This is a genomic window from Paenibacillus sp. FSL R7-0333, assembly GCF_038000365.1.
Lineage (GTDB): Bacteria > Bacillota > Bacilli > Paenibacillales > Paenibacillaceae > Paenibacillus_AQ > Paenibacillus_AQ silagei.
Map to the genome: position 1 here is coordinate 3,833,684 of NZ_JBBOBZ010000001.1, position 24,529 is coordinate 3,858,212.

Genomic DNA, 24,529 nt, shown 5'->3' on the forward strand with positions numbered 1-24,529 from the left:
ACTGTAACCTATGTCTGATCATAAAAGAGTTATTCTTGAACCTGCAGCTCAGAAATTTGCCGATGATAATGCCAAGCCTCCCTTCCTGCCCGATCTGGGTCCGGAAAAAGGCCGCGAAACGGTCAACACTGTCCAAGCTGGCGATATCGAAAAACCTGAGGCAGATCTTCAGGATCTAACCGTAACCGGCGGCCCCGGCGGTGAAGTGAAGGTCCGCATTGTCCGTCCGGTAGGCACTTCCGGTACTTCCTTGTCGGTCATTCTCTACATTCATGGAGCAGGCTGGGTATTCGGCAACAGTCACACGCATGACCGGCTCATCCGCGAGCTGACTGTGGGTACAGGCGCTGCCGTGGTATTTCCAGAATACAGCCTGTCCCCGGAAGCCAAATATCCTACGGCTATTGAAGAAATCTATGCGGTACTGGAATGGATCGCCAGTGAGGGCTCCACGTATGGACTCGACGCCTCCAGGCTGAGTGTCGCTGGGGACAGTGTCGGCGGTAACATGACTGCTGCCATCACCCTAATGGCCAAAGAACGCAGTGGTCCGGCCATCTCTAAGCAATTACTTTTCTATCCGGTTACAGATGCTTCCTTCGATACGGAATCGTATCATCAGTTCGCAGAAGGATATTTCCTCCAGCGCGAAGGCATGAAATGGTTCTGGGATCAATATACCACCGATCCTGAGGAGCGGGCACAGATTACGGCCTCTCCGCTGCGGGCCAGTCTGGACCAGCTTAGCGGTCTGCCGGAAGCCTTGATTATCACCGGTGAAGCCGATGTGCTTCGTGATGAAGGAGAGGCCTATGCGAATAAGCTTCGCGAAGCAGGCGTTCCCGTTACGGCTGTACGCTTCCAGGGCATTATCCACGATTTCGTGATGCTGAACGCGCTGGCAGACACTAAGGCTAACCAAGGGGCTTTGCTGCTGGCAACGGCTTGGTTGAAGCACTAAGTCCCTGGAATATAACTATGTAAAAATAAAGCAAGCCCGTACCGGAGAATTCCAGTGCGGGCTTGCTTACATATATGAGGTTGCCGGAACCGGCAGCAGTCTGATTGAGAATAACCTGCGGTCCATCTATTTCCGCTGGGAATAGAACTCCGCTGCTTTGATCAGCATATCCTTCAGTGAACCGAAGGAAGTAGTCTTCGCTACATGCTCATCAAGCTGATCCGACGGGAGCGATTTTATCTCCTCTGCTGATCCGGCAGAGAACCCCCCTTTTTGCAGCAGATCCTTCAAGGACTCGAACGGAGTGAACTTTTGCAGAAAAGAACTAGATAGCAGCTGCTCCAGCGGCAGCTTCTGCAGCAGTTGCTCGACAGGCAGCTTGTCTAGCGGTAATTTCTGCAGCAGCTCGTAGGCACGGCCTTCTTTGAGGGAACCGACTACTCCTTGTATTTTATCGCCTAATCCTCCAATGTTAAATCCCATAAGGTCAACCTCCTCCTGAAAATCTGTAGTTGATCCTTATTACCCCGAATTCAGATCAGCGAATTATATTGGTTGACATAATGTTGATTATGTTACTCAATGGCACTTCTCAACTTCACCTCTCCGAACGCAGAAACTCCCCGATCCTCCGGGCAGCTTCCAGCAGACGTTCTTCCTCCTCTACCAGTGCAATTCGCACATACCCTTCCCCCTGGCTGCCAAACGCATCTCCCGGAATGACCGCTACTCCGGTTCTCAGCAGCAGGTCATGCGCGAAGCGGCGCGAATTTCCGGCCTCTCCTGTACTCCCATAGGCATCCGGAAGCCTCGCCCAAATAAACATAGTAGCTTCCGGCGAGGGCACCGCCCACCCTTCAAGATGCAGCGCCTCTACCACAAGATTCCGCCGCCGTTCATACAGCGCAGACAATCCTTGGTCCGGCCCGGAGGCCATCGCTTGCTCCAGCGCGACAACCGCCGCTTCTTGAATCGGCTCGAAGACGCCGTAATCGACATTGCTTTTCAGCTCCCGCAGCGCCCCGACGGCCTGCGCATTGCCCGTCATGAAGCCGATGCGGCAGCCGGCCATGTTGAAGCTTTTGGAGAAGGAATGAAATTCAACGGCGGTGTCCCGCGCCCCAGGTACCTGGAGGATGCTGATCGGCCGGTACCCATCGAAGCCCATCTCTGAATACGCCAGATCATGCACGACCAGCACCTCCCACTTACGGGCAAGCTCCACGAGCCGCTCCATATAAGCCAGATCCACAGTAACCGAAATCGGATTGCCGGGAAAGCTGAGCAGGATAAAAGATGCTTCGCGCCAGACCTCATCAGGAATTCGCTCCAGATCCGGCCGGAACGCATTCTCCTCTAGGAGCGGCAGCGGCCAAGACCTAACCCCTGCTATTGCGAGCGCCCCTGAATAAATGGGATAACCGGGGTCCGGCACAATCGCCAGATCACCGGGATTGCAGATGGCCAGGGCCAGATGCGCCAGCCCGTCCTGCGAACCCATCAGGGACACGATTTCCTCCTCCGGATCTACCTCCGCGCCGAAACGCCACTGCATCCATCTCGCCGCCTGGTTGCGCAGCGCTGCACTCCCCTTGGACGAAGGATAAGCATAGCTATCCTCCCGCAGCACCGCATCACTTAATGCCTGACGAATCTCGGGCAGAGGCGCCCGGTCCGGACTGCCGATTCCAAGATCGATAATGTTAAGTCCCGCTTGCCGGGCTTCTAACTTCCATGCCGCCACCTCGGCGAAGATCGATGACCCCAGATGAGACAGCTTGTCTGATCTCCATTTATGCTGCTTGCTGCTATGAATCAATGGACTCCCTCCAGCTTATGTTTTTTCCAATAGTATAGCATGGGTTCCACACTCCGAAGAGGAGAAAGAACAGACACATTCTCTGCAACGCTCTCCACATGGGCATTAATTCCATTATTAATATATTATTCTACTAAAATCACTCTATTTAAGGTGACAACTAGTGCGGGAAGTGATATAGAAATCGATATGAAGCGAAACAGCGTATAATTTATGTTATACGCTGTTTTTTGGAGGCGATTTTGTTTGTTATTAAGGAATATATGCCTCCGTCGAATCGCCGCTGCCACCCGGGCATAGGATAGAGTATTACAGATGAAAGTGGGAATATACATGTCCAAGAATAAGCGCGGTAAAGCACTTTACACTACCCCCTCCCGGGCCAGGGGCACCTGTCCGATCTGCGGGAGCACCCGGATCAAGCTTTTGTATTTCGGTAAAGGCCCGGAGGGTGAGAAGCTGACGGTCTGCAAGAAATGTGACGGCAAGCAGCAGCAAGCGGTCTGAATTAAGTTGTAAGGTTATTGCACAAAAAAACGGCCTGCTTCCCCCTTCAGGAGAGCAACCGTTTCTTTGTGCCTACTCAAACCCCGATTTCACCCACAGCTTGGAGATATCCAAAAATCCGAAGGAGCCGGGCTCCAGTCCGAACAAATTCTGACTTAATTGCGCTTTTTTATTCATGTGACAGCCATACAGTACCCAACCGTTATCTCTCAGCTTGCCTTCGGCCAGTTCCAGTACCTCTGCCCTCTCCCCGGCGGCCAGCCGGGCGAAAGGCTTCAGCACCTCTGTGAGCTCAGATTTCTGGCTGTCCAGCAAGAGGTGATGCAGATAATTCGACTCATTGCGAAAATAATTAATCATCCCCCACTGCCAGTCATCCTCCAGTACTTCTTCGCAGATCACAAGATCCGCTTGGTTTATCAGGTCCGGCAGGTCATATTCGGATACGGGGCACAGCTCAAGCAGTAGCCCAATCTTCCTGCAGCGCTCCTGCAGCCAGAATGCCTCATCCCGCTCCTCTTGGTGGGTGCGGTAGGCCAGCTTCACCGCCTCTCCTTTGTATCCGTCTGCCTCAAGCAGTGCCCGCGCTTCCTCCAATAGCGGCTCTTCAAACTCCCGCTTACTACTCTGCCAGGGAAGGAAGCTATCCGCCGGCATAATCCGGTTGCCTCCCAGCTCACGGATCAGAGCAAGCTGATTATAGAGGATACGCATGGCCTGCCGGAGCGCGGGATGATGGTGTATGCCTTCTTTTCTAAAATTAAACAGAATGTATCTGCACCCGACAGCCGGATAATCGATATTGTGACTCCTCCCGTCCTCCGCTGCCGGTAAGCTGTTCAGGCTGGTACTGGCATGGGTCAGCTGATATTGACGTACCCCCGAGGCCAAATGCGGCAGGTACCAGATCTCGACCCGGTCTAGCAAAGGGCGTATTCCATAGTAGAGATCGTAAGCGCTGAGTACAAGCACATCCTGGCTCAGATCCACTACCTGATAGGGCCCCGTGCCGACCGGATTCGCTGCGAAATCCATATCATACGGAACAATCGACATATAGATCGAGCTGAACAGATGAAGGAAGAAGAAATTAGGCTGTACCAGATCGAACCGTATAACGTAGTCCCCCTCCAGCTCCACATGAATGATATCCTCAAAATGACAGATCGCCGGACTTTTAAGCCTGATCAGACGCTGCAGGGTTTCTTTTACATCCCGAGAAGTCATCATGCGGCCGTGGTGGAATCGCACCCCCTTGCGCAGATAGAACAGGTAGCTTGTACTGCTCTCGTTCGCCTCCCACGTGTGGGCCAGCCCCGGCAGGAAAATCTCGTTCTGTGCATCATAGGTAATCAGGGTACTGCAAATATGCCCCAGCAAATAGGTCTCAAAAGCGGTGTATACGGTGGCCGGGTCCAGCTTCTCCATCGCACGGTTACGGGAGATTCGGAGCACCTCCTGCCCGGATGTGGAGCCGGGTTCGCTCCAGAAGCCCATTTGCTTATCGAGAACCGCCAGCAGGCGTTCTTTGAGCGGCTCGTTAACCTGGTATTGACCAATCAATTCGATGGCAGGCTTAATCCGGCCTTTGCTGACCAGCTCTTGAAATCTCTCCTCCAGTACCTCATCTATATGACGCAAAAAAGTCATCTGCGAGCGATTTCCTCTCCCTCTTCCGGGTATCCAGGCAATTAGCTGCTGCTCCTCCAGCTTCCGCAGAATAAACTTCACATTGCGCGGTGTGCAGCACAGGATACCGGTCAACTGCTCAATCGTCACCGGAATCGGCTGCTGGAGGCTATATGCCGGAGCCAAGGCTGCGGCCAAACAGAGATAATGCGTGCTGCTGGTGTCCATATGATCAACCCCCTTTTAAAAGGTGAAAAGTGACATATGATTCTTACACTTTTATTTCCCCCTTTGTTCTATACAATTATACATAATCATTCGATAAGAAGCATGCTTCAAATTCAAACTATTGATTAGGAGACAGGGATTCAAATGAAACAACATCTGCGCCATATTCACCCGCTGGCCTGGACCATCATCATCGGAACGATGTTCGGCCGGCTGGTTACTTCAATGAGCATTCCTTTTCTCTCTATTTATCTCACGCAGGTACTTGGCGCATCCGCTACCCAGACCGGGTTCACTGTGGCCGTCAGCTCGCTGGCAGGGGTAATGATCAGCTTCTACGGCGGTTATATCTCGGATGTGATCGGGCGCCGGATCGTCATGCTGGTCTCCGTGTTCGGCTGGGCCTGCGTATTCTTCGGCTTCGCCGCAGCGCAGCATTTATGGGTGTTTTTCTTGGTGAACACGCTCAACGGACTGTGCCGCGCCGTATTTGAACCGACTTCGCGGGCATTATTATCGGACATCACCCCTCCAGATCAAAAATTACTGGTCTACAACCTGCGGTATGCTGCGATCAATCTGGGTGTGGTCTTCGGACCGATTATCGGCCTCCAGCTCGGCTCCGCGAAGTCCACCTTCCCGTTCGTGATCGCAGGGATCGTCTATATCGCCTATGGACTTGTTCTGTTTCTGCAATTCTCGGTGCACCGTGCCAGCCTGCCTGTTCATGGAAAAGCCCAGACCCCGAAGCTGCTTGATGCGCTCGCGGTTACCGGAAGAGATAAGGTATTTCTGCCCGTTCTGCTGGGAACCATCTTCTGCGTCCTCGGCTACGGCCACTTTGGCTCAACGCTGGCTCAGTATCTGGCGATGAATCCACACTTCAGCAATGGCGCACAGGTCTTCTCTTACATGTTGTCGCTAAATGCCGTAACAGTGCTGGTCGTGCAGTATCCGATAGTGCGCATAGCCAGAAAATTCCCACCGCTGATTCCGCTGATTCTGGGCAATGTCTTTGTAGCGCTTAGTCTGCTACTGTTCGGGATGCCCGGAGGGGTGCCCCTGCTGATGTTCAGCGTGGTCCTGTTCACTGTCGGGGAGGTCCTGCTCTTCACGATGATGGATATGCTGATCGACCGGATCGCCAAGCCGGAATGGAAAGGTACCTATTTCGGCACGATTGGCTTCAATAATATAGGCAGCGTCATGGCGCCTATTCTTGGAGGACTGCTGCTGGATCAGTTCGGCGCTCTGAACGGGCCCGCTGTGTTCGTACCGCTTGCGCTGTCCACGGCGCTCGGCCTTCCTTTCCTGATTACCGCGCATAAAAGACTCCGCATCCGCGAGCTTGCTGAAGTAAGTGCGCAGCGTGAGCTTGGTGCTTGAGCTATTTGAGACGAAAATAAACCCCATACCTGCTGTAAAGCGGGTTTGGGGTTTATTTATTTAGGCTTAAAATTGTTTTAGACATGTATTTTTAAACTTAAACTTACTTTTATGCGTGTAAATCTCTATTAGTTAACATAATATTTATTACGTTACTAAAGAATGGTACACTTTATTCCATCCCTGCATCTAATTGCCGACGTACTCTTTTAGCTCCGGTAGTCCCACACAAAATCAGCTTGAACTACTAGTAGCCGCACCAAACTTCGCACCAGCCTAACCGGATGAGGTTTTTCACATGCATTCAGACCATGTCCCATCACACCAGCGATTATATATACTGTTTTTCACATATATTCAGCCCATTCACCTTCACACCAGCCAATGTATGATGATTTCCACATACATTCGAACCATACACCCTCACACCAGTCGAATGTATGCCGTTATCCACACACATTCAGCCCATGTACCTTCACGCCAGCCGATTGTATGCTGTTTTCCACATACATTTGGCCTATCTGCCAACGCATAGCCCGCTGTTCCCGCTTTTTCGCATACAACACCAACTCTCAGCAAAAAACGGGCAACCCACATCGTAAGTAACGATGCGTGTTGCCCGCCCTGTAACTCTATAATACAACCCCATCCCGCTTCAGCTGCTCCTGCAGCTGAAGGATATCGAGCGCCTGCGGCTTCACCCCTGCGGCCGCCGCGAGCGCCGCTGCTGTTCCGGCCGCCTGGCCTGTGGCCATGCAGCTTGGCGTCAGGCGGGTCGTGGCCAGCGCTTCGTGCGAGGTCGAGATGCATCTGCCTGCAGCCAGCAGATTGGACACATTGGCGGAAAGCAGACAGCCGTACGGAATATCGTAAGCGCCGTCTCCGGCGATGAAGGAAGCCGTTACCCCCTTGCCGGACGGATCGTGAATGTCGATCGGGTAGCCGCTGCGGGCAATGACATCACTGAACTTCCGGCCTTCTACGACATCTTCTTGGGTCAATTGGTAATAGCCTTTAATCCGCCGTGATTCGCGGATGCCGATCTGTGGCGCAACCGCTGAGATTGAGGCCCGTTCGAAGCCCGGAACGTCGCGCTTCAGAAACTCAGCCATGAGCAGCACCTGTTTGCGGCCCTCCTGCTCCGCCAAGGTCAGATCCTCCGCATTCGTTGCATCCAGCCCCTGGACACGGGTGCAGTTGATCAGCACCTCGTCATCAGCCGGACCGGCAAAGAACAACACCTGGTCACGGTTGATCGGCACCTCTGCCCGCTTCCATTGCGAGTAGAATCCGCTTACCCCGGTGAGCGGCAGGTCCGGCAGTTCAGCGATTGGGGTTTTGCTGTAGAACTCTTCGGGGTGGCTGATCATATACGCTTTGACCTTGTGCAGATCAACGCCGCGCATTCTGAACTTCATCGTCATCGGCTGGGAGCGGTTATCCCCCTCCCGGCCTTGCAGCGTTTCGGCCCCGGACAGCTTGGCTACATCGGCATCTCCGCTGCAATCCACGAAGATGCGCCCCGTTACAGGCGTACGCCCGGATTTATTGGTCACCACGACATGTTCAATCGCGCCGTCACTGACCAGCACCTCATCCACAAAGCTGTGCAGAAGCAGCTTCACCCCAGCTTCATGCAGCATATCTGTAGCTACCACTTGATAAATCTCAGGATGGTACGGCGTCAACGTATGCACGAAGCCTACCGTATCCCGGAGATGGCCCGGCGAACCACCGCTGGCCTGCAGCCGGTCTACGATTTCCTGGGCGATGCCCTTGATCACCTGCTCGCCGCTATCGGTGTGAAAGGTCATCCAAGGATAGACCATAGCAGCGGTGGACATCCCGCCCACGAACCCGTAACGTTCAATGAGCAAGGTCTGTGCACCCAGCCGTCCGGCGGCGATGGCCGCCGTGATTCCTGCCGGGCCGCCCCCCACGATAACGACATCTGCCTCTATTGCAGGATTCATATCATCTACTCCTTTTCGGTGTGTGCTATTCCTTCAGCCCCGTCATAGCTACGCCCTCGATGAACCGCTTCTGCGCCATGAAGAAGACGATCAGCAGCGGCACGGTTGCCATGACGGTGGCGCTCATCAGATAATGCCAGGAAGTGCCCACTTCATCTGTAAACAACGATAATCCCAGCGGCAAAGTCATCAGCTCACGCGTATTAATGAAAATAAGCGGGTCGAAGAACTCATTCCAGATGGACACGAACGTGAAGATCGTCAGTGTCGCCATGCCGGGACGGGCAATCGGCAGCATAATTGTCCAGTAAATGCGGAACCGGCTGCAGCCGTCGATCATCGCCGCCTCCTCAAGCTCCGTGGGTACAGTAATGAAGAATTGCCGCATGACGAAGATTCCGAACACGCCGCTTGCGCCGAAGATCGGCAGCAGAATCAGCGGCAGATGCGTGTCAATCCAGCCCAGGTCGCGCATGAACAGGAACATCGGGATCGCCGTCACTTCATGCGGGATCATCATCGCGCTGAGCAGCACCAGAAACACGGCATTTCTGCCTGTGAAGGGAATTTTGGCAAACGCATAACCGGCCAGCGAAGCGAAAAATACCGTTCCCGCCACGACGACAAACGAGATATAGACACTGTTAAAATAGAAGCGGTGAAACGGGATCAGTGTAAAGACATCCACATAATTCTGAAACTGGAATACCGGCGGAATCAGCTGCGGCGGGTAGGTGAAAATATCCTGCGGCCGTTTGAAGGAAGTGGACAGCATCCACAGAAACGGAACAAGCATAATCAGCGATACCGCCGTTAATGCAGCATACACTCCTGCTACAGACAGCCTTTTGCTGGTGTTAGGCGTCGCCTTCATTGAATACCCACCTCTTTCGCAGCTGCCACTGCAGCAGAGTCAAGATCAACACGACAAAGAACAACACAAATGCCAGCGCCGAAGCGTAGCCCATCTGGAACAGCTTGAACGCTTTTTCCCAAATGTAGTAGACCAGTACCTTAGTGCTGTTACTCGGTCCGCCCTGGGTCATGACGTAGATCTGGCCGAACACCTTTAGCGAGCCGATTACGGTCATCACCACGGTCAGAAATACGGTGGGCGTAATCATAGGCAGGGTCACGTTGAAAAAGGTTTTGGTCTTGCCTGCCCCGTCCAGCTCAGCCGCCTCATATAACGAACGCGATACCTGCTGGATCGCAGCGATAAATAACACCATATTTAGGCCCACGTTCTTCAGCACACTTGTCACTATAACGGCCGGCATCGCCAGTCTCTCATCATACAGCCAGGCGGCTCCTTTAATGTTGAACAACATCAGCAGCTGATTGATCAGCCCGGAATCGGTGGCGAACATATACTTCCAGACGATAGACCAGACAATCAGCGAAGTCATTACGGGAACGAAGATCGCGGTGCGGAAGATGCCGATGCCCTTCAAGCTTCGGGATAACAGCAGCGCCAGCATCAGAGCCAGCACAATGTTAAACGGCACCAGACCCAGTGTGAAATAAGCTGTGTTGCCGAAGACCTTCCAGAACAGCGGGTCCACCGCAATATCCTTGTAATTATCCAGACCGACAAACCGGTGCTCGCCAAGCAGCGGCCAGTCATTTAAGCTCATATAGAGCGCTTTCCCCATTGGAAATAACAATAATAACGTGAAACCAAGCAGCATTGGCGATATAAAAAGCCATCCTGTCACCTGTGCCTCGCGGGCAAGCGGACCCTTGTTTCGTCTCTTGACCTTTCTGTTCATGCCTGAATTCACCGCCCCCCTAGCTCAATTTGTCTATTGCACCACGGAACGAGCTAACCGCACGCCGCAGCTCATCCTCTGTCTTGCCCGTCACCACCGCACCTAACATGATCGCTTTCACTCCCGCGCGCTGCAAGGAAGGTACATCTCCTGTAACCAGCTTACGCTGGGAAGGCACCAGCACGGGAAGACCGGAATGGTCGGCCAAATACCGGTATTTCAGCAGATCTGCGAAGCTAAGTCCCGTACCGTATTCGCTGCCGGGCACAATGGAAGCTTCAAGCGCCGTGATCCCGAATTGCGCCCCTTCCCGAACCTGACTGAGATCATAGGTGTCATTAATGGCAAAGGTCCGGTCCAATCCATGGTCCTCCAGCATAAAGGACGGTAGATGATGGGCATAGATCGAATAGAAATCGAACTCGAGCGGAGCAAGCCGCCTAATCTCTTCTTCCGACACACCTTCTAAGCTGCCTGAGGGCACTACCCCCAAGGGACCGTCAAAGGTAGAGCGGATCTCGCTAAAAATGTCTTCATAGCCCTCAAGCGGACCGAAATGCGTACCGCTGGCCCGGTGGCCGACATTAAAATGAACCTTCAGAGCATCCGCGCCTTCCTCTAGCGCTGCCTTCGCCAATCTCACATCGTTGGCAGGAAGGCTGATGAACAAGGACAGGCCGCTGTGCTCCAATCTTTGCTTCAATTTACCCATGGTTTTCGCTCCCTTACCGGGCGGCCCGTCAAGCCGGATGCTGCACTCTGCTGAACACCGGTTGACGGCCCCTTGCCCGGAATCTTATTTCAAAATAGCCTCGACATCGCTCTGCATCTTCGCAATGTTGTCCTTGGCGGACGCGGACCTGCCGAACAGGCGGTCAAAGCCTTGCAGCACCGCATTGTCGATATCCTGCCAGCGGATGTGGCCCGGAATGATGCGCGCCTTCGGCATTTCATCGATAACCGCTTGCACGATGTGCTCAGCTGGCGGGTTGTTCGGCTGATTCAGGAACGCATCGGAACTCAGCACCGATGTGCGCGGAGGTACGAAATAGGTGGATGTCGCCTCAATGCCTGACTGGCTGGCGAACAGCTTGAGCAGCTTTTTGGCTTCCTCCGGATGCTTGCTGTCCTTGAACAGCGTATAGCCTGCTTGACCCAGCATCGGAACACTTCCTGCGGAGCCGGACGGCATCGGCGCAATGCTCCATTCAAACCCTTTAATGTCACGCGCTTTCGAGACATAGCTGTAGTTGTCGAAGAACATGCCCAGATTCCCTGCGTCGAAGCTGATCTGCTCGCCTGCTTTCGGGTGGGATTCGTCCTTATACATCATCCGCTCCAGCAGCTCCATGGTCTCCACGCCGTACTGGTCATTCCAGGTGAACGCGGTCAGATCCTCATTGAACGGGCCGCTTCCATAAGACCACGAGTAAGAGGACAGAATGGCCCAGGTCTTCCAGTCACGGAAGAAATTCGCGCCATACACCCGGCCCCCAGCGTCTTTGACAGCAATCGCTTTGGCCGATTCCTCAAAGGTCTTCCAGGTCCATTTCCCTTCGGAGGCCAGCGTGTTCGGGTCCGTCAGATTCGCCTTATCGAACAGCGTCTTGTTGTAGAACATGACCACCGGCGGGGTAGAGAACGGCAGGCCAAGCAATTGATCCCCGTCCCGGAACAAATCTAGCGTGCTCGGAATATAATCGTCCAGGTTAAAGGAAGCATCGTCCTTGAAGGAGGAGACATCCGCCAGAATGCCGTTGGCCTTGAACTGCGGGATCATCCGCTCCGATACCCAGGCGATATCCGGAAGGGATTTTCCTGCGGCCAGCACGGATATTTTCTGCTGATAATCGGTGAACGGCACCGAATCCATGGTCACCTTAATGCCCGGATTGTCTGCTTCAAATTGGCTGATCAGCTTGTTGTACACATCCATATGCCCTTGATTGCCCCACATCAGAAACTTTAACTCCACATCTTCCTGTTTCCCGGGACTCTCGGCATTTCCGCTTGCTGCGGGTTTGGCACAACCTGCCGTCAAGCCCAGCAGCATGGCTGAAAGAAGCACTGCTCCTGCTTTTTTCATGAATATCCCCCTTTGATATGTTAGTTTTAATGACTCTTTTAGTATAAAGGAGACTAATCTGACGGATAAATCACCCAGAATACAGGAAAGGTTCGTTTTGTTTATGATCTATGTTAGATTAATTAACGTTTCATTCCTAATGATTAAATTGATTGCGGTACTCTCCCGCCGTTCCCCCTGTCTGCTGCTTGAACACCAGCATGAAATGCTTCGGGCTTTGATGGCCGGATAACCGGGCGACATCATATATTTTGAGCTGGGTATGGCTGAGCAGCCATTTCGCACGTTCCATCCGGGAATCCGTTACATAGTCTGAATAATTGCAGCCCGCTTCTCCCTTGAACAGCTGGCTCAGATACGTAGCGTTCAGATTGACATGGGAAGCTACCGTCTGCAGCCGCAGATCACCGTCAATATGCAGCCTGACATATTCCTTAACATCCCGTATGATCTTGCGTGTATCCCCTCCGCTCTCCACCCGCAGCGGGCCTGGCGTCTGTTCCAGGGAAGTTATGCCATGACGCTTATCGAGCAGCAGCCGTGCTTTTTCCATCACGCTAACAAGCTCATGACGTTCTACGGGCTTTAACAGGTAATGAAGAACGCCGTATTCAATGGCCTTTTGGGCATATTCAAATTCGCCGTATCCGCTTACAATGATGATGAGCAGCCCGGGGTACATCGACTTCACCTTTTCGGCCAGCGCCAGTCCGTCCATTTCCTTCATGCGGATATCGGTAATCATTACGTCCGGCAGCTCGGACTTTAAGTACAGGAGCGCCTCCCGTCCGCCCGGCATTTCAGCGGTCACCTCGAAAAAGGGTGCCGACCTGCTAATTAGCTCGCGCATCCCTTGTCTAATCACGATCTCGTCCTCTACGAGCAGCACTTTATACATCCTCTTCTCCCCCTGATTCCGGTATCGTTATCGTAATAGTCACGGCCAGCCCTTGTCCCGGACTTCCGTCAACCGTGAGGCTCCCTCCTTCTCCGTACAGCAGCTTGATCCGCTGGCCGATATTGCGCAGCCCCAGACTCTCCTCCTCGCTGCGCCGGAGCGAATCCATGGAAGGATCTTGTTCGATCTCCCGGTTCAGCGCCGTGAGTTCCTCCTCCTCTAAGCCGTTCCCGTCGTCACGCACCGTAATCAATAGCTCGTTGTCAAAACGCAGCGCTGACACCCAGATCGTCCCTTCTTCGCGCCCGGCGATCCCGTGATCGATGGCATTCTCCACCAGCGGCTGAATAGTAAGCTTCGGAATGCGCAAATGCAGCACTTCTTCTTCAATCTCGTTATGCACCGTCAGCTTCCCGCCAAAGCGGATCTGCTGGATACGCACATAGGAGTCTACGAACGCAATTTCCTCTCCCAGCGCTACGAGCCGGCCGGCCTTGTCAATCGTATAGCGAAGCAGCTTGCCCAGTGCGGATACCATATCGGATACCTCATCATGCCTGCGCTGGACGGCCATCATATTGATCGATTCCAGCGTATTATAGATAAAATGCGGGTTAATCTGACTCTGCAGGGCGGACAGCTCAGCCTCCTTTTCCCGGAGTCCAATCACGAGTACCTCATGAAACAGGCGGTTGATTTCCTCCATCATCTTATTAAATCCGCGCCCGAGCTGCCCGAATTCATCTCCCCCCAGCGGACTGACCCGCATGTTGAAATCACCCCGCTCCACCCTGGACATATTGCTCTTGAGCTCTACCAGAGGGAGGGTGATCCGGTACGATACCGCATAAGCGAGCAACAGCACCGTCACCAGGCAAAAAAGGGCAAGCCATAACGTGAAAATCATCATCGCGCGCGATTCCTTCAGCATGACTCCAATGGGGGTCAGACCGATGACGGACAAGCCCGAATACGGGGACTTATGGCTGACAAACAAATAATCTGTGCCTCCCAGCCTCTCCCGCTCCCCGCCGTGCAGCTCCTTGATCCGCCCGGAGTGAATCAGCTCGCCGTATGCCGACTGCCCGTTTCCCGGCTTTTGCTCATACAGCAAGCGCTGGTCTCCGTCAATGATCATCAGATTCGTAGACTCTTCAATCTTCAGCTTAGAGAAGACGGAGCCGAAGGCCGATTGCTTAGCGTCGATGAGTATGTAGCCCAGACGCCTCAGCGTTCTGGGTTCCTTGATTACCCTGGCTACCGAAATGTAGGCTAAGGGGTCGCTTCCGGCATAATAAGACGGATGATGCGGAGGAAGAATGATCCACTCGCCGTCTGACCGCTTGAGGGCGCTGAACCATTCGTCATGCCTGCCATCCCATGAGGTGTTGACCGCCAGCGGCTCCACGTTGGAGAACAGAGTTCCGCTGTTGCTCAGCAGATGGATGCCCCGGATTTCCGGACGATCGTACGCCTGTGCGGAGGTATATAGCTTCATTTTCTGATAATCGTCCGACAGCGCCCATGTGCCTGAACCCATAGGACCATCGTATTTAGCCAGAATAGACAACACCTGTTCATCATACAGAGGCATCAGCGACAACCGCTCCAGATCCTTCAGCAGCCTGTCCAGATTGGCGTTGGCCTGTCCGGCGACATCCACCGTATATTGCTTTGTTTTCTCGTTCAGGGTGGAGGAGAAATGACGGTACGTCACCATTCCCTGCACACTTAACGGCAGCAGCGTCAGCATGGTGAACAGGAGCAGCAATCTGGTGCGCATTTTACTTCTTCTCAACCGTAGGATCAGCCCCCGCAGCATCTCAAGCCCTCCTTTTGTCAAGTAAGCTGACATCTAAACCTCTTTACAGTTTATCGTATAATGTTCCGTAATTGAATTCTATCCTCTTATGTTTGGAAAAGGTACGGTTCAACAAAGTCAATAAACCCCAAACCTGCTGAAAAGCAAGGTCTGGGGTTTATTATTTCACTATTCAATTGTAGAATAAGTTAACATAATATTGATTATGTCTCCTTGTTTCAATTATACATTTTATCCCACATTCGCACTTGATTGCTGACATACTCTCTCAGCTCTGGCGGCCCCACAATTTCAGCATGAACCAATAGCGGCAGCACCCTCGCACAGGCCGAGCTATAATCGTACATATTCACATTAAACAGCCAGGCATCTCCATCAGATCCGGTATTCATGACCTCCAGCCCCTGCAACATCTGCTCATTCTTAACACGGGTACGGATGACCACCGGATAGAACTCCCGCGCTCTGCTGGTCTGAACGAAGGCTTGCTCTGCTTGACTCCAGTATGCTTGGAGGGAGAAATGCTCAGGGATGGCATAGGTCTCCTCCAATAAAGTAACGGCTGTGAACCGTTCGCACTTGAATGTCCGCAGATCCCCGGCGCTCTCGCAGTAGGCGGCAAGATACCATTCCCCCTGCTTCACGATGAGTCCATAAGGCTGCAGCTTCCGCTGCGAGCTCTCCCCATTCACCTTAAGGTACTCTGCCGCAATCTTCCGTCCCCGCCACACCGCAGTGCGCAGAATCTCAAGATACGGCACCGCTGCCTGACCGCTCCACCACGGCGTATCATCGAACAGAAACCGGCGCTGCGCGGTACGGATATCCTCTTGATACGGAGCAGGCAAGCTTGCTTCCAGCTTCAGGAGCGCATTTTTGAGCAGCAGACTGGTCTCTCCTGAAGCGCCCGCCGGCATTCCCATCCCCGTCAAAAAGAGCTGGACCACCTCTTCCCCATGCAGTCTCCGCAGACTCACCGTATAGCCTTCCATGAGCGAAATTCCGCCGTTCGGCCCGGTGGTGGTGACCAGCGGGATTCCCGATTCCGCCAAAACATCGATATCTCTGTAAATGGAGCGGACGGACGTTTCGAGGGCGATGGACAGCTCGTTCGCCTTCATCCGGCCCCGGGATTCAAGCAGTAAAAGTATAGCAATCAATCGGTGCAGCCGCATGCTTCTCCCCCAAACCTTCTTATTCGTCATCTATTCTTGCCACTCTGTTGTCAACAATACTGCGTTATGATGAATGTATCAAAATCAAGGAGCTGCTGCAAATGAATATTGGCCTATTGGGAACTGGGTTCGGGGCGTATCACGCCTCTCTCCTGAAGCAAATGGAGTTCGTGAACCGGATTGTGGTTTTCGGGAGAAATGAGGACAAGCTGCTGAAGCTGAAGGAAGAGCTGGGGGTAGAGATTACGATGAATGCTGAGGACATTCTGTCTGATCCCTCGATTGACGTAGTGGATATCTGCCTGCCGTCTGCGCTACATAAGACCTATGCGGTAGAGGCGATGAGACGGGGCAAACATGTTTTTTGCGAGACGCCGGTTGTTCTGGAGCCGGAAGAAGGGCGGGAGCTGCTGGACGCCGAACAGCGGTATGGCCGCAGAATCCTCGTCAATCAATTCATCAAATTCGATTATGCCTATGAATACCTGGAACAGTCCGCCCGTGAATCCACCTACGGCCAACTGCTGCATGTCAGCTTCCGCAGGGAGACCGCCCCGGTGTGGGGGGATCTGGGCCTGTCCGCGATCGCTGCCAATCTGATGATTCATGAGCTGGATGCTATCGCGTGGCTGCTGGACACCCCTGTACCCTCTTCCGTCTGTGGGACCTCTGGAGGTGTGGACGGTCAGGCGCTGGTTCATGCTTCTTTCACTAACACTGGTGTTAGCGCGCACATAACCGTGTCTTCACAGATGCCGGAAGTGTACCCGTTCACGGTTGGTTACGAAGCTTATTTCGAGCGCGGCAAGCTGGTATTCCACGAGACCAATGCTGCGAATGGAGAGGTTGAAGCCAGCCTAACCAGCTATACTTCTGAGGGCAAGACGGCTATCCCGGTAATCCCGAACAATCCTTATGAGAAAAGCCTGCGCCATGCCCTGCTCTCTTTGCAAAACGGGACCATCTCCCAACTGTCATTGCAATCTGCACTGAAGTCCGTGGATATGGCCTGTAAGCTGACGGATCAGCTTACAGCGGACACAGTAGCTTTGTAATTATGCCGGCCAGATACTGTCCAATGCAGGCTTAACGAATCAGGCCCGGTAGAAAGCAAAGTTGGAGAACGGAACTAGTTGGATTTTCTACATTTGCTGATCAACGAATCGTTCCTGTTGGGCTAACAGTTGGAAAAATGGCACTTCTTCAGGCGAATTCCGGCCAAATCCGCAACATTGCCTCCAGTAGATGCTGTTTTTCCAATTGCTACAGAAATCCAACTTGATACAGGTGAAACAAGATACATTTTTCCACTTGCTTCCTTTAGCTAGCTCCGTTCCGCAGCCCTGTACGGGCTGATCAACGACAAGTCCAGGTGCGTAACCCGCCCGGAGGGGTTGACAGCGATGATCTGATTTGGCAGGCGTTCAGCTCTCTTTTTCTGTTAGTTAGTTGCTAAGGTTAGTTGAAAGTTTGGGTTTTGGCGTAGTGATTAGGGTGAGTTGGGGTATTGTTTTTTCTATTATGAATTTTTCATATAATGAAATAAGGTGATTAGAGAGTGTGGAATTGGTATCTTTTCACTTTTGTGTGTTTTTGTTTTGGTACAATTTCGTTAATGACTATAAGTTAACATAATATTTGTTATGTCGTTTTGATTTCTTGCTATCTCTCTTGTCTGCTATTTCCTCCCTTCGATTTAACGCATTGCCGCTTCAAAATGCCGCTGCTCCACTTCATTCCATCGCCGCCAACCTTCATTCCCCTCCTCCCTACTCGCCCGCCGACATCGTATGCACGAAGCGCTCCAGCTTATCCATGGATAGCCCGCCTCCTGTCTTGTGCTCCTTACCTTTTACCATACGCAGAATCCACTTGTCTAAGGCAGATATCCGGTCCGGGTAGATCTCATCGCCCATGATCTCCCTGGCAAGCGCCTTGTTGTAGATAATCTCAGGGTAAGCCTGCTTCAGTTCCTCCTCCCCCTTCTCCCCTGTCATTCCTGCACAGATGAACAAGCCCAGCCGTTTGGTTAAAAGCTCCTGCTTATGCTGGGCTGTGAATGCAGCCATCTCCTTACGGATTCTGCCATAGTAGATGGAGCCGCCTAGGATTACTGTGCCGTAGCCAGTTAGATCCGGCAACTGGCCAGAGCTCAGATTCACCACTTCGGCCGCGTTCAGCCTGGCTTGCAGCAGTAATGCGGCTTTTTCCGTACATCCGTATTTGCTTGCATACACGATCAAGATCCGATTGCTCACTTAAGTCCGCCTCTATTCTATAGGTAATGGGCTTGCAGGTGGTGCGGGTTCCTGCGCATAACGCAGTACCAGAATGAGACACCCGATGACTGCCAGATTGAAGATTGGGAACAGGGTCAACTCTACCATCGAGACATGAACTCCTGCCCTCAGCATCCCAATCATCATGGAGGAGATGGAGGTCAGCAGGGTTGCGGCTTTTACCAGGACAACTGGAGCCAGAAGATAACCATAAGACTGCCTGCGGACGAGCAATGCCCCTGTCAGAACCATGAGCGGAAGCAATACAGCTAAATCCAGTGCCTGAATCACCAGCGTGGTGTAATGCTCAAGCAGATCAGGTGCGGTTCCATTCCGCCAGCCGCCGGCAATCCGGCCCAGCCATAACATGATAATCAGGAAGGCAATCATCAGGAGAATAAAGCCGATGCTTCGGGCCGGAAGCTTCGAGTTGAAGGATATCCCGTCCCGCTCCAGCGAGCGAAAAACTAATATAAACGCATACAACCCCGCCGAAAACAACATGACATAGACCAAAAACAGAGGATTATACATCGCCAGGAAAGAGTAGGATGCGTACGTATATGTGAAATATCCGAGTGTCCCGGCAAGCAGCAGCCGCCCTCTGATTCGTCTGCTGAGACTCAAAAGCAAGGAAATCAGCAGCAATGGAACGCCGGCGAACAGTGTAACGCCATCCTGGGCGATGGCCTGGGCTGCTGCGGACACCGAATCATCCTTGTAGATTCCGTTTCCGTACAGCTCAACTTGTTCTCCCCGGATGGAAGTATAGTATGGATGCCCCCCTTCACTCTCAGCTCCATGGCCTGAGAACAGCCCGATTCCTGACGCTACAATGCTGAGAGCCAGGATAAGCAAGGTTAACACGCTTATGGCTCTGCTATGCTTCATCCTGCCCCTCCTGACCCTGTGCGATATGCACCATAGCTTCAATATGCCGGGCGATCAGCGCCTCCCTCTGCTCCTCCGGGAGCTGCTTCTCCACGGTCAGTCTCAGAATCAGCCCGAAGGCCGCACTCCAGATAATTTGGGCCGTCAGCTCAATCTCCTGTTCACTCCGTGAGGCCAGCCCTCTGAACCGCCGCAGATTGCTGCAGAGCATACGGATCGCGTTGCGCTCCCGTGCCGCGCCTTGGTGCAATACCGCCGTGTGGCTAAGTACAGCCGGTGAGTCGTTCAGCATAACCGTCCGGTAGGAGGAGCCTTCCGCAGTGGTCATTCGTATATACTGGGCCAGTGAGCGCCTTAAGTGGTCTTCCGCCGATTCTCCGTCCGGCAGCGGAGCGGGTCCGGTGACCAGCCCGGCCATGAATTCGTCGTAGCCCTGTTGAAGAAGCTGCTCCACAATATCCTCCTTCCCCTCAAAATAATGATAAATACTTCCCGCGGAGTAATCCATCCGCTGTGCAATTTTACGGATCGACAGCTGTTCAATTCCCTTCTCCTTCACTAATTCACCGGCTGTGGCCAGAATCAGATTCCGCATCGCTTCGCGTTCCTGCGCTTTCCTCTCTTCCTTGCTCATGACTATCAGACACCTCCGTTTGTGTGATGGCCGTTCATTGAACGCTGTATTAATTTTTGAACACTGTTCAATGACAATTATAAGCATTTGGAGCGCACAAGAGTGTGATTATTGATACATTTATTGCCCCTTTAACACATTTGGTTTCCCGGTGAAATCTGAGTTTTTCAACTAACCGGATCGCCCTAAGATTAATCTTTGAGATTTATTTGGAAAAATGATGTTGATCTCATCCGTTCAAACATATTATAATAAACAGTAAATATATGGGATGCGTAACTGGCGAGAACGTAGATTACTACGGGGGAGCGCATCCGTCAAATAAGCCGTTCGCCTGGGCAAAGCATTTGGTTGATTTTTAACCAAATGCTTTTCTATTTTCAAGGAGAGTGTTGGAATGGGAACAGCGAAAAAAGTAGCGGTGCTGGTATATGATCAAGTGGATGCTTTAGATGTAACGGGACCGTTCGACGCATTCGCGGTGGCGAGCAATTGGGGGAAGGACTTTCTGGTCTATACGGTCGCTCTGGAATCAAAAATGCCGATCAGGACAATCAGCGGCTTGACAATTCATCCGGAATTCGCTTCTTCAGAGTGTCCGAATCCGGACATCCTGATCGTTCCGGGAGGCTGGGGGGCGCGTAAGGAGATGCATAATGAGAAGTTAACCGACTGGATTAACGCAACCTCACAGCGGGCTGCATTTACGCTGTCCGTCTGCACGGGTGCACTGCTGCTCGCCAAGGCCGGACTTCTCGAAGGACTACGGGCTACCACCAATATGCGGGCCATGGATTTGCTAATGGAGGCCGCGCCGGCAAGCACGACGCTGATAGAGAACGTCCGATACGTGGACAATGGCCGAATCATTACATCGGCGGGTGTTACGGCAGGCATTGATGCAGCACTGCATCTTATCGCAAAACTTCATGGGGAGGAACGGTCGATTGATACTGCGTCGATGCTTGAGCATGACTGGAGACGGGAGCCTTCCGAATCGCTCGCTATCCGCAGGGCAACGGATGAAGATGTGGACGGTATTCGCTCCCTTCTTATTGACGCAGCACAATGGATTCATTCGGCCCATGGCTTTTGGCAATGGCGCGTCGAAAACTTCGAACGCGAGATTGTCGAGGCATTTGTCCGGGATAATGAAGTGTTCGTTGCGGTTCACAGGAATGAACTCGTCGGGTGTTGCTCCGTCCACTGGGGATACGAGGAAATATGGGGAGAGCAATTTCACGAGGACGCGGGGTATGTTCACAGGTTATGTGTTGCGCGCAAAAGGAAAGGAGAAGGAATTGGCTTGCAGCTCATTCGCTACGCAGAAAGTTATATTCGGGCCAAGGGAAAAAGCTGGCTTCGCCTCGACTGCATGGCCGACAACCCAAGCCTAAATTCATACTACGTCAGTCTAGGATTCGTATTGCAGGGCCGATTTGATGAGGAGTTCTGGAGCGCGAACTTGTATGAAAGAGAAGTACCCTGCCAGTAAGCGTAACGATCAATCTTCTGTTAATGCTTTTTCTTCACCAAGGTTTAAAAAAAGCCTGAGCTCCCCCGAGGGAATCCCAAGCTTATGGGTTAATCAATATTAGCGATCTTCCATTCTCCCTGCTTGTTCTTCAGCAAAGAAATCTCATAGATTTCGTCCCGGATATAACCCTCCGAAGTCATACGCTTAAAACTGATATAGAAGCCTGCCCGCTTGGTTCCCTCAATAGGAATTCCTACAACGGTCAGTTCATTGAACCGGTAGCTGTTCTTCTCATCCAACAGGAATTGCAGTGCTTCGTCAAGCTGAGGGGTAATCATCGTGGCTGCAAACTTTTCTTTATCTCTGGCGGACCAGGCTTCAATGCAAGCCATTGTCTCCCGCAGCGCTTGCTTGTTGCCCGGACTTTTGCCTACCTCAGGAGCCTTCAGGAACACGCCCGGTGTAATCGGCGGCTGCTTCTCCAGGTATTCAACATTACTAAGCATAGACAGGAAAAGAGGCAGCAGCTTATAAGATTCCGCTTCCAGCATATGAATCTCGGCCCGGTAAGCGGTACCCTTGGCTTGGAAAACAAACGCTTCTACGCGCTGGTCACCTTCCCGCTTCATTCCGGTATATTCCTTGTACTTCAGCAGCTTCGGGTCCGTACCAGGTTCCAGCTTCTCATTACGCGCTGCACCCTTATCGTCTCCAAGCTTCACGAACTTAATATAGTTCCGTTTGTCCGCTGTCCCCCAGGCGGTTCTCCCATCCTGTTCGAAGCGGACCATCGATTCCGGCAGGAACACACCGAGCGGCAGGCGCTGATCCGCCGAGAAGGCGGTCGGGATTTTGACTCCTTCCAATACATAATCGATTCCGCTCTCTGAATAGTCCCGAACCTCGGGAATCAGGGTTGCTGACTTAGGTGCAGGGGCTGCTGTTGCAGTGGGCGGGGGAGCCGCCGTCACAAGGGGCGTTGCTGATTCCGCAGCGGCTGTAGCCGCGGATAATGGCTGATCCGCCGTTTGCTCTGGCGGGCCGGGTGAGCCCTGCTTCACTTCATCGCTGCAGCCTGTGCTCAGCACTAGTGCCAGTGCGATACATCCCGCTCCCAATAAGCGCTTACGCTTGTACACAATCATCACCTCAGTTACCAGACGCTGGATACGATCCAAAGTTGCGCTGAAGCCTGCCAGAAATAGGTGAATTTATTTCTTAACCCTATTCGTATTTAATGTGCTGAAGTATTGGCTGGGATTGCCTTGGCGGGAGTTGAACCGCTCCTGGAAATCACCGCCGGTGTAAGCTCCGATGACCCGGTGCCAGAAATCCCGTGCTGGAGTGTTGGCACGAATCTGTGACACCTTCCAGTTGCCGGGGAACATATCGAACAGCCGGTGTGCGGCCCAGGTTCCTACCCCGCTGCGCCGGTAGCGCTGCATTACAAAAAACTCCGTCATATAGAACTCGCCCTCCGGGTCGCGCAGCAGACGGTCGATCAGGGCAAAGCCTGCGACATTGCCATCTACAGTGAACAGGTAGGCGAATTTATTTTTACCGCTGCTCCAGTAAGCCTCAAGTCCCGGATAGGACGGGAACAACCCTTCACGGTCGACCTGCAGCTCCAGATAGCGGGTAAAGTCATACAAGTAGAACTGCATTAATCTGCTGATAATCTGCTTCTGCTCTTTAGGAACCAGCTCGATTCCAAGTTCCATTCAGGTTCACCTCAACCGTTTTTGTTTACTACCCATCATATAACTTTGTCTCATCAGGAGCAAGGTTTGCCAGAAACATGGTAATATAGAAGGACAGCCCTCCCTCTTGGGGAAACTATAAAGAAGGTGAAGCTCATCAGTATTCAAAAAGCGACCGACCGGGCAAACCTGGATCAGCGGCTGCCGCAGATGCCCTGGTTTGTCCAGCAGTTTATCGACTATAAACGGCCGGATTTGTCCCCCTCCACGCTGCTGGAGTATATCCGGGACTATGAATCTTTTTTCGGCTGGCTGCGGGGTGAAGGTCTCTCTGTAGCGGCCAGCAATGCTGACATCACACTGCTTGAGCTGGAGACCCTGCATATGGACAGCATTGTCGGCTACCGTCTGCACTTGACCACAAGGGCTGAGAATGCCAATTCGCGGGTGACCGTATCCCGTAAGCTGTCTGCGCTGCGCTCGCTATTCCATTATCTGAGCCAGATTGCCGAGGATGAGAACTTCTACCCGCTGCTGAAGCGTAACATTATGGCCAAGGTTGAGATCAAGCGCATTCACAAACCGAAGGATACCGCCGCTAAGCTCAAAGGTAAAATTCTGGAGGACGCGGAGCTGCTGGAGTTCGTTGGCTATATCTATGAAGGATACGGCACAGCTGTGGAAGCCAATAAGCAGGCTTATTATTCTTGGCAGCTTAACCGTGAACGGGATGCCTGTATTGCCAGTCTGATCCTCAATTCCGGCCTCCGCGTCTCCGAGGTGGTCAATCTCAACGTGGATGATCTGGATGTCAACAATAAGCTGCTCTATGTCTTCCGCAAGGGTCATAACGACGAGACCTTCAAGACCCCGGTCTATTTCCGGGAACAGTCGAAGGATGATCTCAGCTTGTATCTAAGCCTCCGCCAGAGCAGGTACAAGACGCCGAAACGGGAAAAAGCGCTCTTCATTGCCCTGCCCAACGGCAGCAAAGAAGGCAAACGGATGACCAAACGGGCCATCCAGGAGATGATCATCAAATACGCCAAACGTTTCGGCAAGCCTTATCTGACGGTGCATAAGCTGCGGCACTCTTTTGCCACCGATTATTACCTGCAGAATGACATCTACCGGACGAAGGAACAATTGGGCCATGCTTCTACGGAGACTACCGAGATCTATGCCCATCTCACAGATAAAACGATGTCCGAGGCGATTGAACGCCGTATGAACAATGAACCGCCGCAGTAATTCGCATGGACTTCTAAATTAATGACATTAATTTTTGGAGG

21 protein-coding genes, 1 pseudogene and 1 riboswitch are annotated in these 24,529 nt (G+C 52.6%); of the genes and pseudogenes, 6 read left to right on the forward strand and 16 right to left on the reverse strand.

The genetic code is table 11. From position 1 onward, the window contains the following. The first annotated feature begins 10 nt into the window (after window positions 1–10). On the forward strand, window positions 11–961 hold the full coding sequence (locus tag MKY86_RS15975) for an alpha/beta hydrolase (RefSeq protein ID WP_076079286.1): 951 nt from the start codon (window positions 11–13) through the stop codon (window positions 959–961). 126 nt (window positions 962–1,087) lie between these two features. Here the strand turns inward: MKY86_RS15975 and MKY86_RS15980 are convergent, their stop codons facing one another. Next, entirely contained in the window at window positions 1,088–1,444 is a 357-nt protein-coding gene (locus tag MKY86_RS15980; RefSeq protein WP_051478104.1) for a hypothetical protein, read from the reverse strand. Between the two features lie 115 nt (window positions 1,445–1,559). Beyond that, a complete protein-coding gene (locus tag MKY86_RS15985) occupies window positions 1,560–2,780 on the reverse strand; it encodes an aminotransferase class I/II-fold pyridoxal phosphate-dependent enzyme (protein WP_076079287.1) in 1,221 nt (406 codons plus the stop codon). A gap of 333 nt (window positions 2,781–3,113) precedes the next feature. On the opposite strand from MKY86_RS15985, the gene MKY86_RS15990 reads away from it, so the two are divergent. Next, complete coding sequence (locus MKY86_RS15990) at window positions 3,114–3,287, forward strand: hypothetical protein (protein WP_200869554.1); 174 nt, start codon at window positions 3,114–3,116, stop codon at window positions 3,285–3,287. Between the two features lie 72 nt (window positions 3,288–3,359). Here MKY86_RS15990 and MKY86_RS15995 read toward each other — a convergent pair whose 3' ends face one another. Continuing rightward, on the reverse strand, window positions 3,360–5,144 hold the full coding sequence (locus MKY86_RS15995) for an ABC transporter substrate-binding protein (RefSeq protein WP_076079288.1): 1,785 nt from the start codon (window positions 5,142–5,144) through the stop codon (window positions 3,360–3,362). A 144-nt stretch (window positions 5,145–5,288) separates the two neighbouring features. On the opposite strand from MKY86_RS15995, the gene MKY86_RS16000 reads away from it, so the two are divergent. Continuing rightward, window positions 5,289–6,530, forward strand: a complete 1,242-nt coding sequence (locus tag MKY86_RS16000; protein WP_076079289.1) for an MDR family MFS transporter — start codon at window positions 5,289–5,291, stop codon at window positions 6,528–6,530. 632 nt (window positions 6,531–7,162) lie between these two features. Here the strand turns inward: MKY86_RS16000 and MKY86_RS16005 are convergent. From MKY86_RS16005 to MKY86_RS16040, 8 genes and pseudogenes are all read right to left on the reverse strand, one after another. Further along, window positions 7,163–8,506: pseudogene (locus MKY86_RS16005) on the reverse strand (FAD-dependent oxidoreductase); the annotation flags it as partial. A 22-nt stretch (window positions 8,507–8,528) separates the two neighbouring features. Further along, entirely contained in the window at window positions 8,529–9,377 is an 849-nt protein-coding gene (locus tag MKY86_RS16010; RefSeq protein WP_076079291.1) for a carbohydrate ABC transporter permease, read from the reverse strand. After that, complete coding sequence (locus MKY86_RS16015; RefSeq protein ID WP_340827201.1) at window positions 9,361–10,140, reverse strand: carbohydrate ABC transporter permease; 780 nt, start codon at window positions 10,138–10,140, stop codon at window positions 9,361–9,363. The genes MKY86_RS16010 and MKY86_RS16015 overlap by 17 nt, the downstream gene beginning before the upstream one ends. Before the next feature lie 154 nt (window positions 10,141–10,294). Next, on the reverse strand, window positions 10,295–10,987 hold the full coding sequence (locus MKY86_RS16020) for a hypothetical protein (RefSeq protein WP_076079293.1): 693 nt from the start codon (window positions 10,985–10,987) through the stop codon (window positions 10,295–10,297). A gap of 84 nt (window positions 10,988–11,071) precedes the next feature. Then, window positions 11,072–12,361: an ABC transporter substrate-binding protein gene (locus MKY86_RS16025; protein ID WP_076079294.1), complete on the reverse strand. Its 1,290-nt coding sequence runs from the start codon at window positions 12,359–12,361 to the stop codon at window positions 11,072–11,074. Window positions 12,362–12,497: 136 nt separating this feature from the next. After that, window positions 12,498–13,259: a response regulator transcription factor gene (locus tag MKY86_RS16030; protein WP_076079295.1), complete on the reverse strand. Its 762-nt coding sequence runs from the start codon at window positions 13,257–13,259 to the stop codon at window positions 12,498–12,500. Further along, entirely contained in the window at window positions 13,252–15,042 is a 1,791-nt protein-coding gene (locus MKY86_RS16035; protein ID WP_340827203.1) for a cache domain-containing sensor histidine kinase, read from the reverse strand. Before MKY86_RS16035 ends, MKY86_RS16030 begins: the two co-directional genes overlap by 8 nt. Window positions 15,043–15,299: 257 nt before the next feature. Next, the gene (locus MKY86_RS16040) at window positions 15,300–16,256 is read right to left on the reverse strand and encodes a helix-turn-helix transcriptional regulator (protein WP_076079297.1); all 957 of its coding nucleotides are present in this window, start codon (window positions 16,254–16,256) and stop codon (window positions 15,300–15,302) included. Window positions 16,257–16,357: 101 nt separating this feature from the next. Here MKY86_RS16040 and MKY86_RS16045 point away from each other — a divergent pair, with 101 nt between their 5' ends. Next, window positions 16,358–17,311, forward strand: coding sequence for a Gfo/Idh/MocA family protein (locus tag MKY86_RS16045; RefSeq protein ID WP_076079298.1), 954 nt, complete (start codon window positions 16,358–16,360; stop codon window positions 17,309–17,311). Window positions 17,312–18,025: 714 nt separating this feature from the next. Here MKY86_RS16045 and MKY86_RS16050 read toward each other — a convergent pair. From MKY86_RS16050 to MKY86_RS16060, 3 genes are read right to left on the reverse strand one after another with little or no spacing between them, the layout of a single operon-like run. Continuing rightward, window positions 18,026–18,514, reverse strand: coding sequence for a flavodoxin domain-containing protein (locus MKY86_RS16050; protein WP_076079299.1), 489 nt, complete (start codon window positions 18,512–18,514; stop codon window positions 18,026–18,028). 12 nt (window positions 18,515–18,526) lie between these two features. Further along, on the reverse strand, window positions 18,527–19,426 hold the full coding sequence (locus tag MKY86_RS16055) for a hypothetical protein (RefSeq protein WP_083685070.1): 900 nt from the start codon (window positions 19,424–19,426) through the stop codon (window positions 18,527–18,529). Continuing rightward, window positions 19,416–20,060, reverse strand: coding sequence for a TetR/AcrR family transcriptional regulator (locus tag MKY86_RS16060; RefSeq protein WP_076079300.1), 645 nt, complete (start codon window positions 20,058–20,060; stop codon window positions 19,416–19,418). The genes MKY86_RS16055 and MKY86_RS16060 overlap by 11 nt, the downstream gene beginning before the upstream one ends. A gap of 265 nt (window positions 20,061–20,325) precedes the next feature. Beyond that, window positions 20,326–20,407: riboswitch (ZMP/ZTP riboswitch) on the forward strand. 50 nt (window positions 20,408–20,457) lie between these two features. Between MKY86_RS16060 and MKY86_RS16065 the strand changes: the two genes are divergently transcribed. Continuing rightward, complete coding sequence (locus MKY86_RS16065) at window positions 20,458–21,555, forward strand: GNAT family N-acetyltransferase (protein WP_076079301.1); 1,098 nt, start codon at window positions 20,458–20,460, stop codon at window positions 21,553–21,555. Between the two features lie 89 nt (window positions 21,556–21,644). On the opposite strand, the gene MKY86_RS16070 is transcribed toward MKY86_RS16065, so the two are convergent. Next, window positions 21,645–22,715, reverse strand: coding sequence for a hypothetical protein (locus MKY86_RS16070; RefSeq protein WP_076079302.1), 1,071 nt, complete (start codon window positions 22,713–22,715; stop codon window positions 21,645–21,647). Window positions 22,716–22,748: 33 nt separating this feature from the next. Next, a complete protein-coding gene (locus MKY86_RS16075) occupies window positions 22,749–23,258 on the reverse strand; it encodes a GNAT family N-acetyltransferase (RefSeq protein ID WP_036726510.1) in 510 nt (169 codons plus the stop codon). Between the two features lie 135 nt (window positions 23,259–23,393). Here MKY86_RS16075 and xerS point away from each other — a divergent pair, with 135 nt between their 5' ends. Further along, window positions 23,394–24,488: a tyrosine recombinase XerS gene (xerS, locus tag MKY86_RS16080; protein ID WP_076079366.1), complete on the forward strand. Its 1,095-nt coding sequence runs from the start codon at window positions 23,394–23,396 to the stop codon at window positions 24,486–24,488. Window positions 24,489–24,529: the final 41 nt, after the last annotated feature.

Excerpts from the sequence above, each read along its gene's own strand:
- MKY86_RS15975 (WP_076079286.1), top strand. The coding sequence starts at position 11 with ATGTCTGATCATAAAAGAGTTATTCTTGAACCTGCAGCTCAGAAATTT.
- MKY86_RS15980 (WP_051478104.1), bottom strand. The coding sequence starts at position 1,444 with ATGGGATTTAACATTGGAGGATTAGGCGATAAAATACAAGGAGTAGTC.
- MKY86_RS15990 (WP_200869554.1), top strand. The coding sequence starts at position 3,114 with ATGTCCAAGAATAAGCGCGGTAAAGCACTTTACACTACCCCCTCCCGG.
- MKY86_RS15995 (WP_076079288.1), bottom strand. The coding sequence starts at position 5,144 with ATGGACACCAGCAGCACGCATTATCTCTGTTTGGCCGCAGCCTTGGCT.
- MKY86_RS16000 (WP_076079289.1), top strand. The coding sequence starts at position 5,289 with ATGAAACAACATCTGCGCCATATTCACCCGCTGGCCTGGACCATCATC.
- MKY86_RS16010 (WP_076079291.1), bottom strand. The coding sequence starts at position 9,377 with ATGAAGGCGACGCCTAACACCAGCAAAAGGCTGTCTGTAGCAGGAGTG.
- MKY86_RS16015 (WP_340827201.1), bottom strand. The coding sequence starts at position 10,140 with ATGAGCTTAAATGACTGGCCGCTGCTTGGCGAGCACCGGTTTGTCGGT.
- MKY86_RS16020 (WP_076079293.1), bottom strand. The coding sequence starts at position 10,987 with ATGGGTAAATTGAAGCAAAGATTGGAGCACAGCGGCCTGTCCTTGTTC.
- MKY86_RS16025 (WP_076079294.1), bottom strand. The coding sequence starts at position 12,361 with ATGAAAAAAGCAGGAGCAGTGCTTCTTTCAGCCATGCTGCTGGGCTTG.
- MKY86_RS16030 (WP_076079295.1), bottom strand. The coding sequence starts at position 13,259 with ATGTATAAAGTGCTGCTCGTAGAGGACGAGATCGTGATTAGACAAGGG.
- MKY86_RS16035 (WP_340827203.1), bottom strand. The coding sequence starts at position 15,042 with ATGCGCACCAGATTGCTGCTCCTGTTCACCATGCTGACGCTGCTGCCG.
- MKY86_RS16040 (WP_076079297.1), bottom strand. The coding sequence starts at position 16,256 with ATGCGGCTGCACCGATTGATTGCTATACTTTTACTGCTTGAATCCCGG.
- MKY86_RS16045 (WP_076079298.1), top strand. The coding sequence starts at position 16,358 with ATGAATATTGGCCTATTGGGAACTGGGTTCGGGGCGTATCACGCCTCT.
- MKY86_RS16055 (WP_083685070.1), bottom strand. The coding sequence starts at position 19,426 with ATGAAGCATAGCAGAGCCATAAGCGTGTTAACCTTGCTTATCCTGGCT.
- MKY86_RS16060 (WP_076079300.1), bottom strand. The coding sequence starts at position 20,060 with ATGAGCAAGGAAGAGAGGAAAGCGCAGGAACGCGAAGCGATGCGGAAT.
- MKY86_RS16065 (WP_076079301.1), top strand. The coding sequence starts at position 20,458 with ATGGGAACAGCGAAAAAAGTAGCGGTGCTGGTATATGATCAAGTGGAT.
- MKY86_RS16075 (WP_036726510.1), bottom strand. The coding sequence starts at position 23,258 with ATGGAACTTGGAATCGAGCTGGTTCCTAAAGAGCAGAAGCAGATTATC.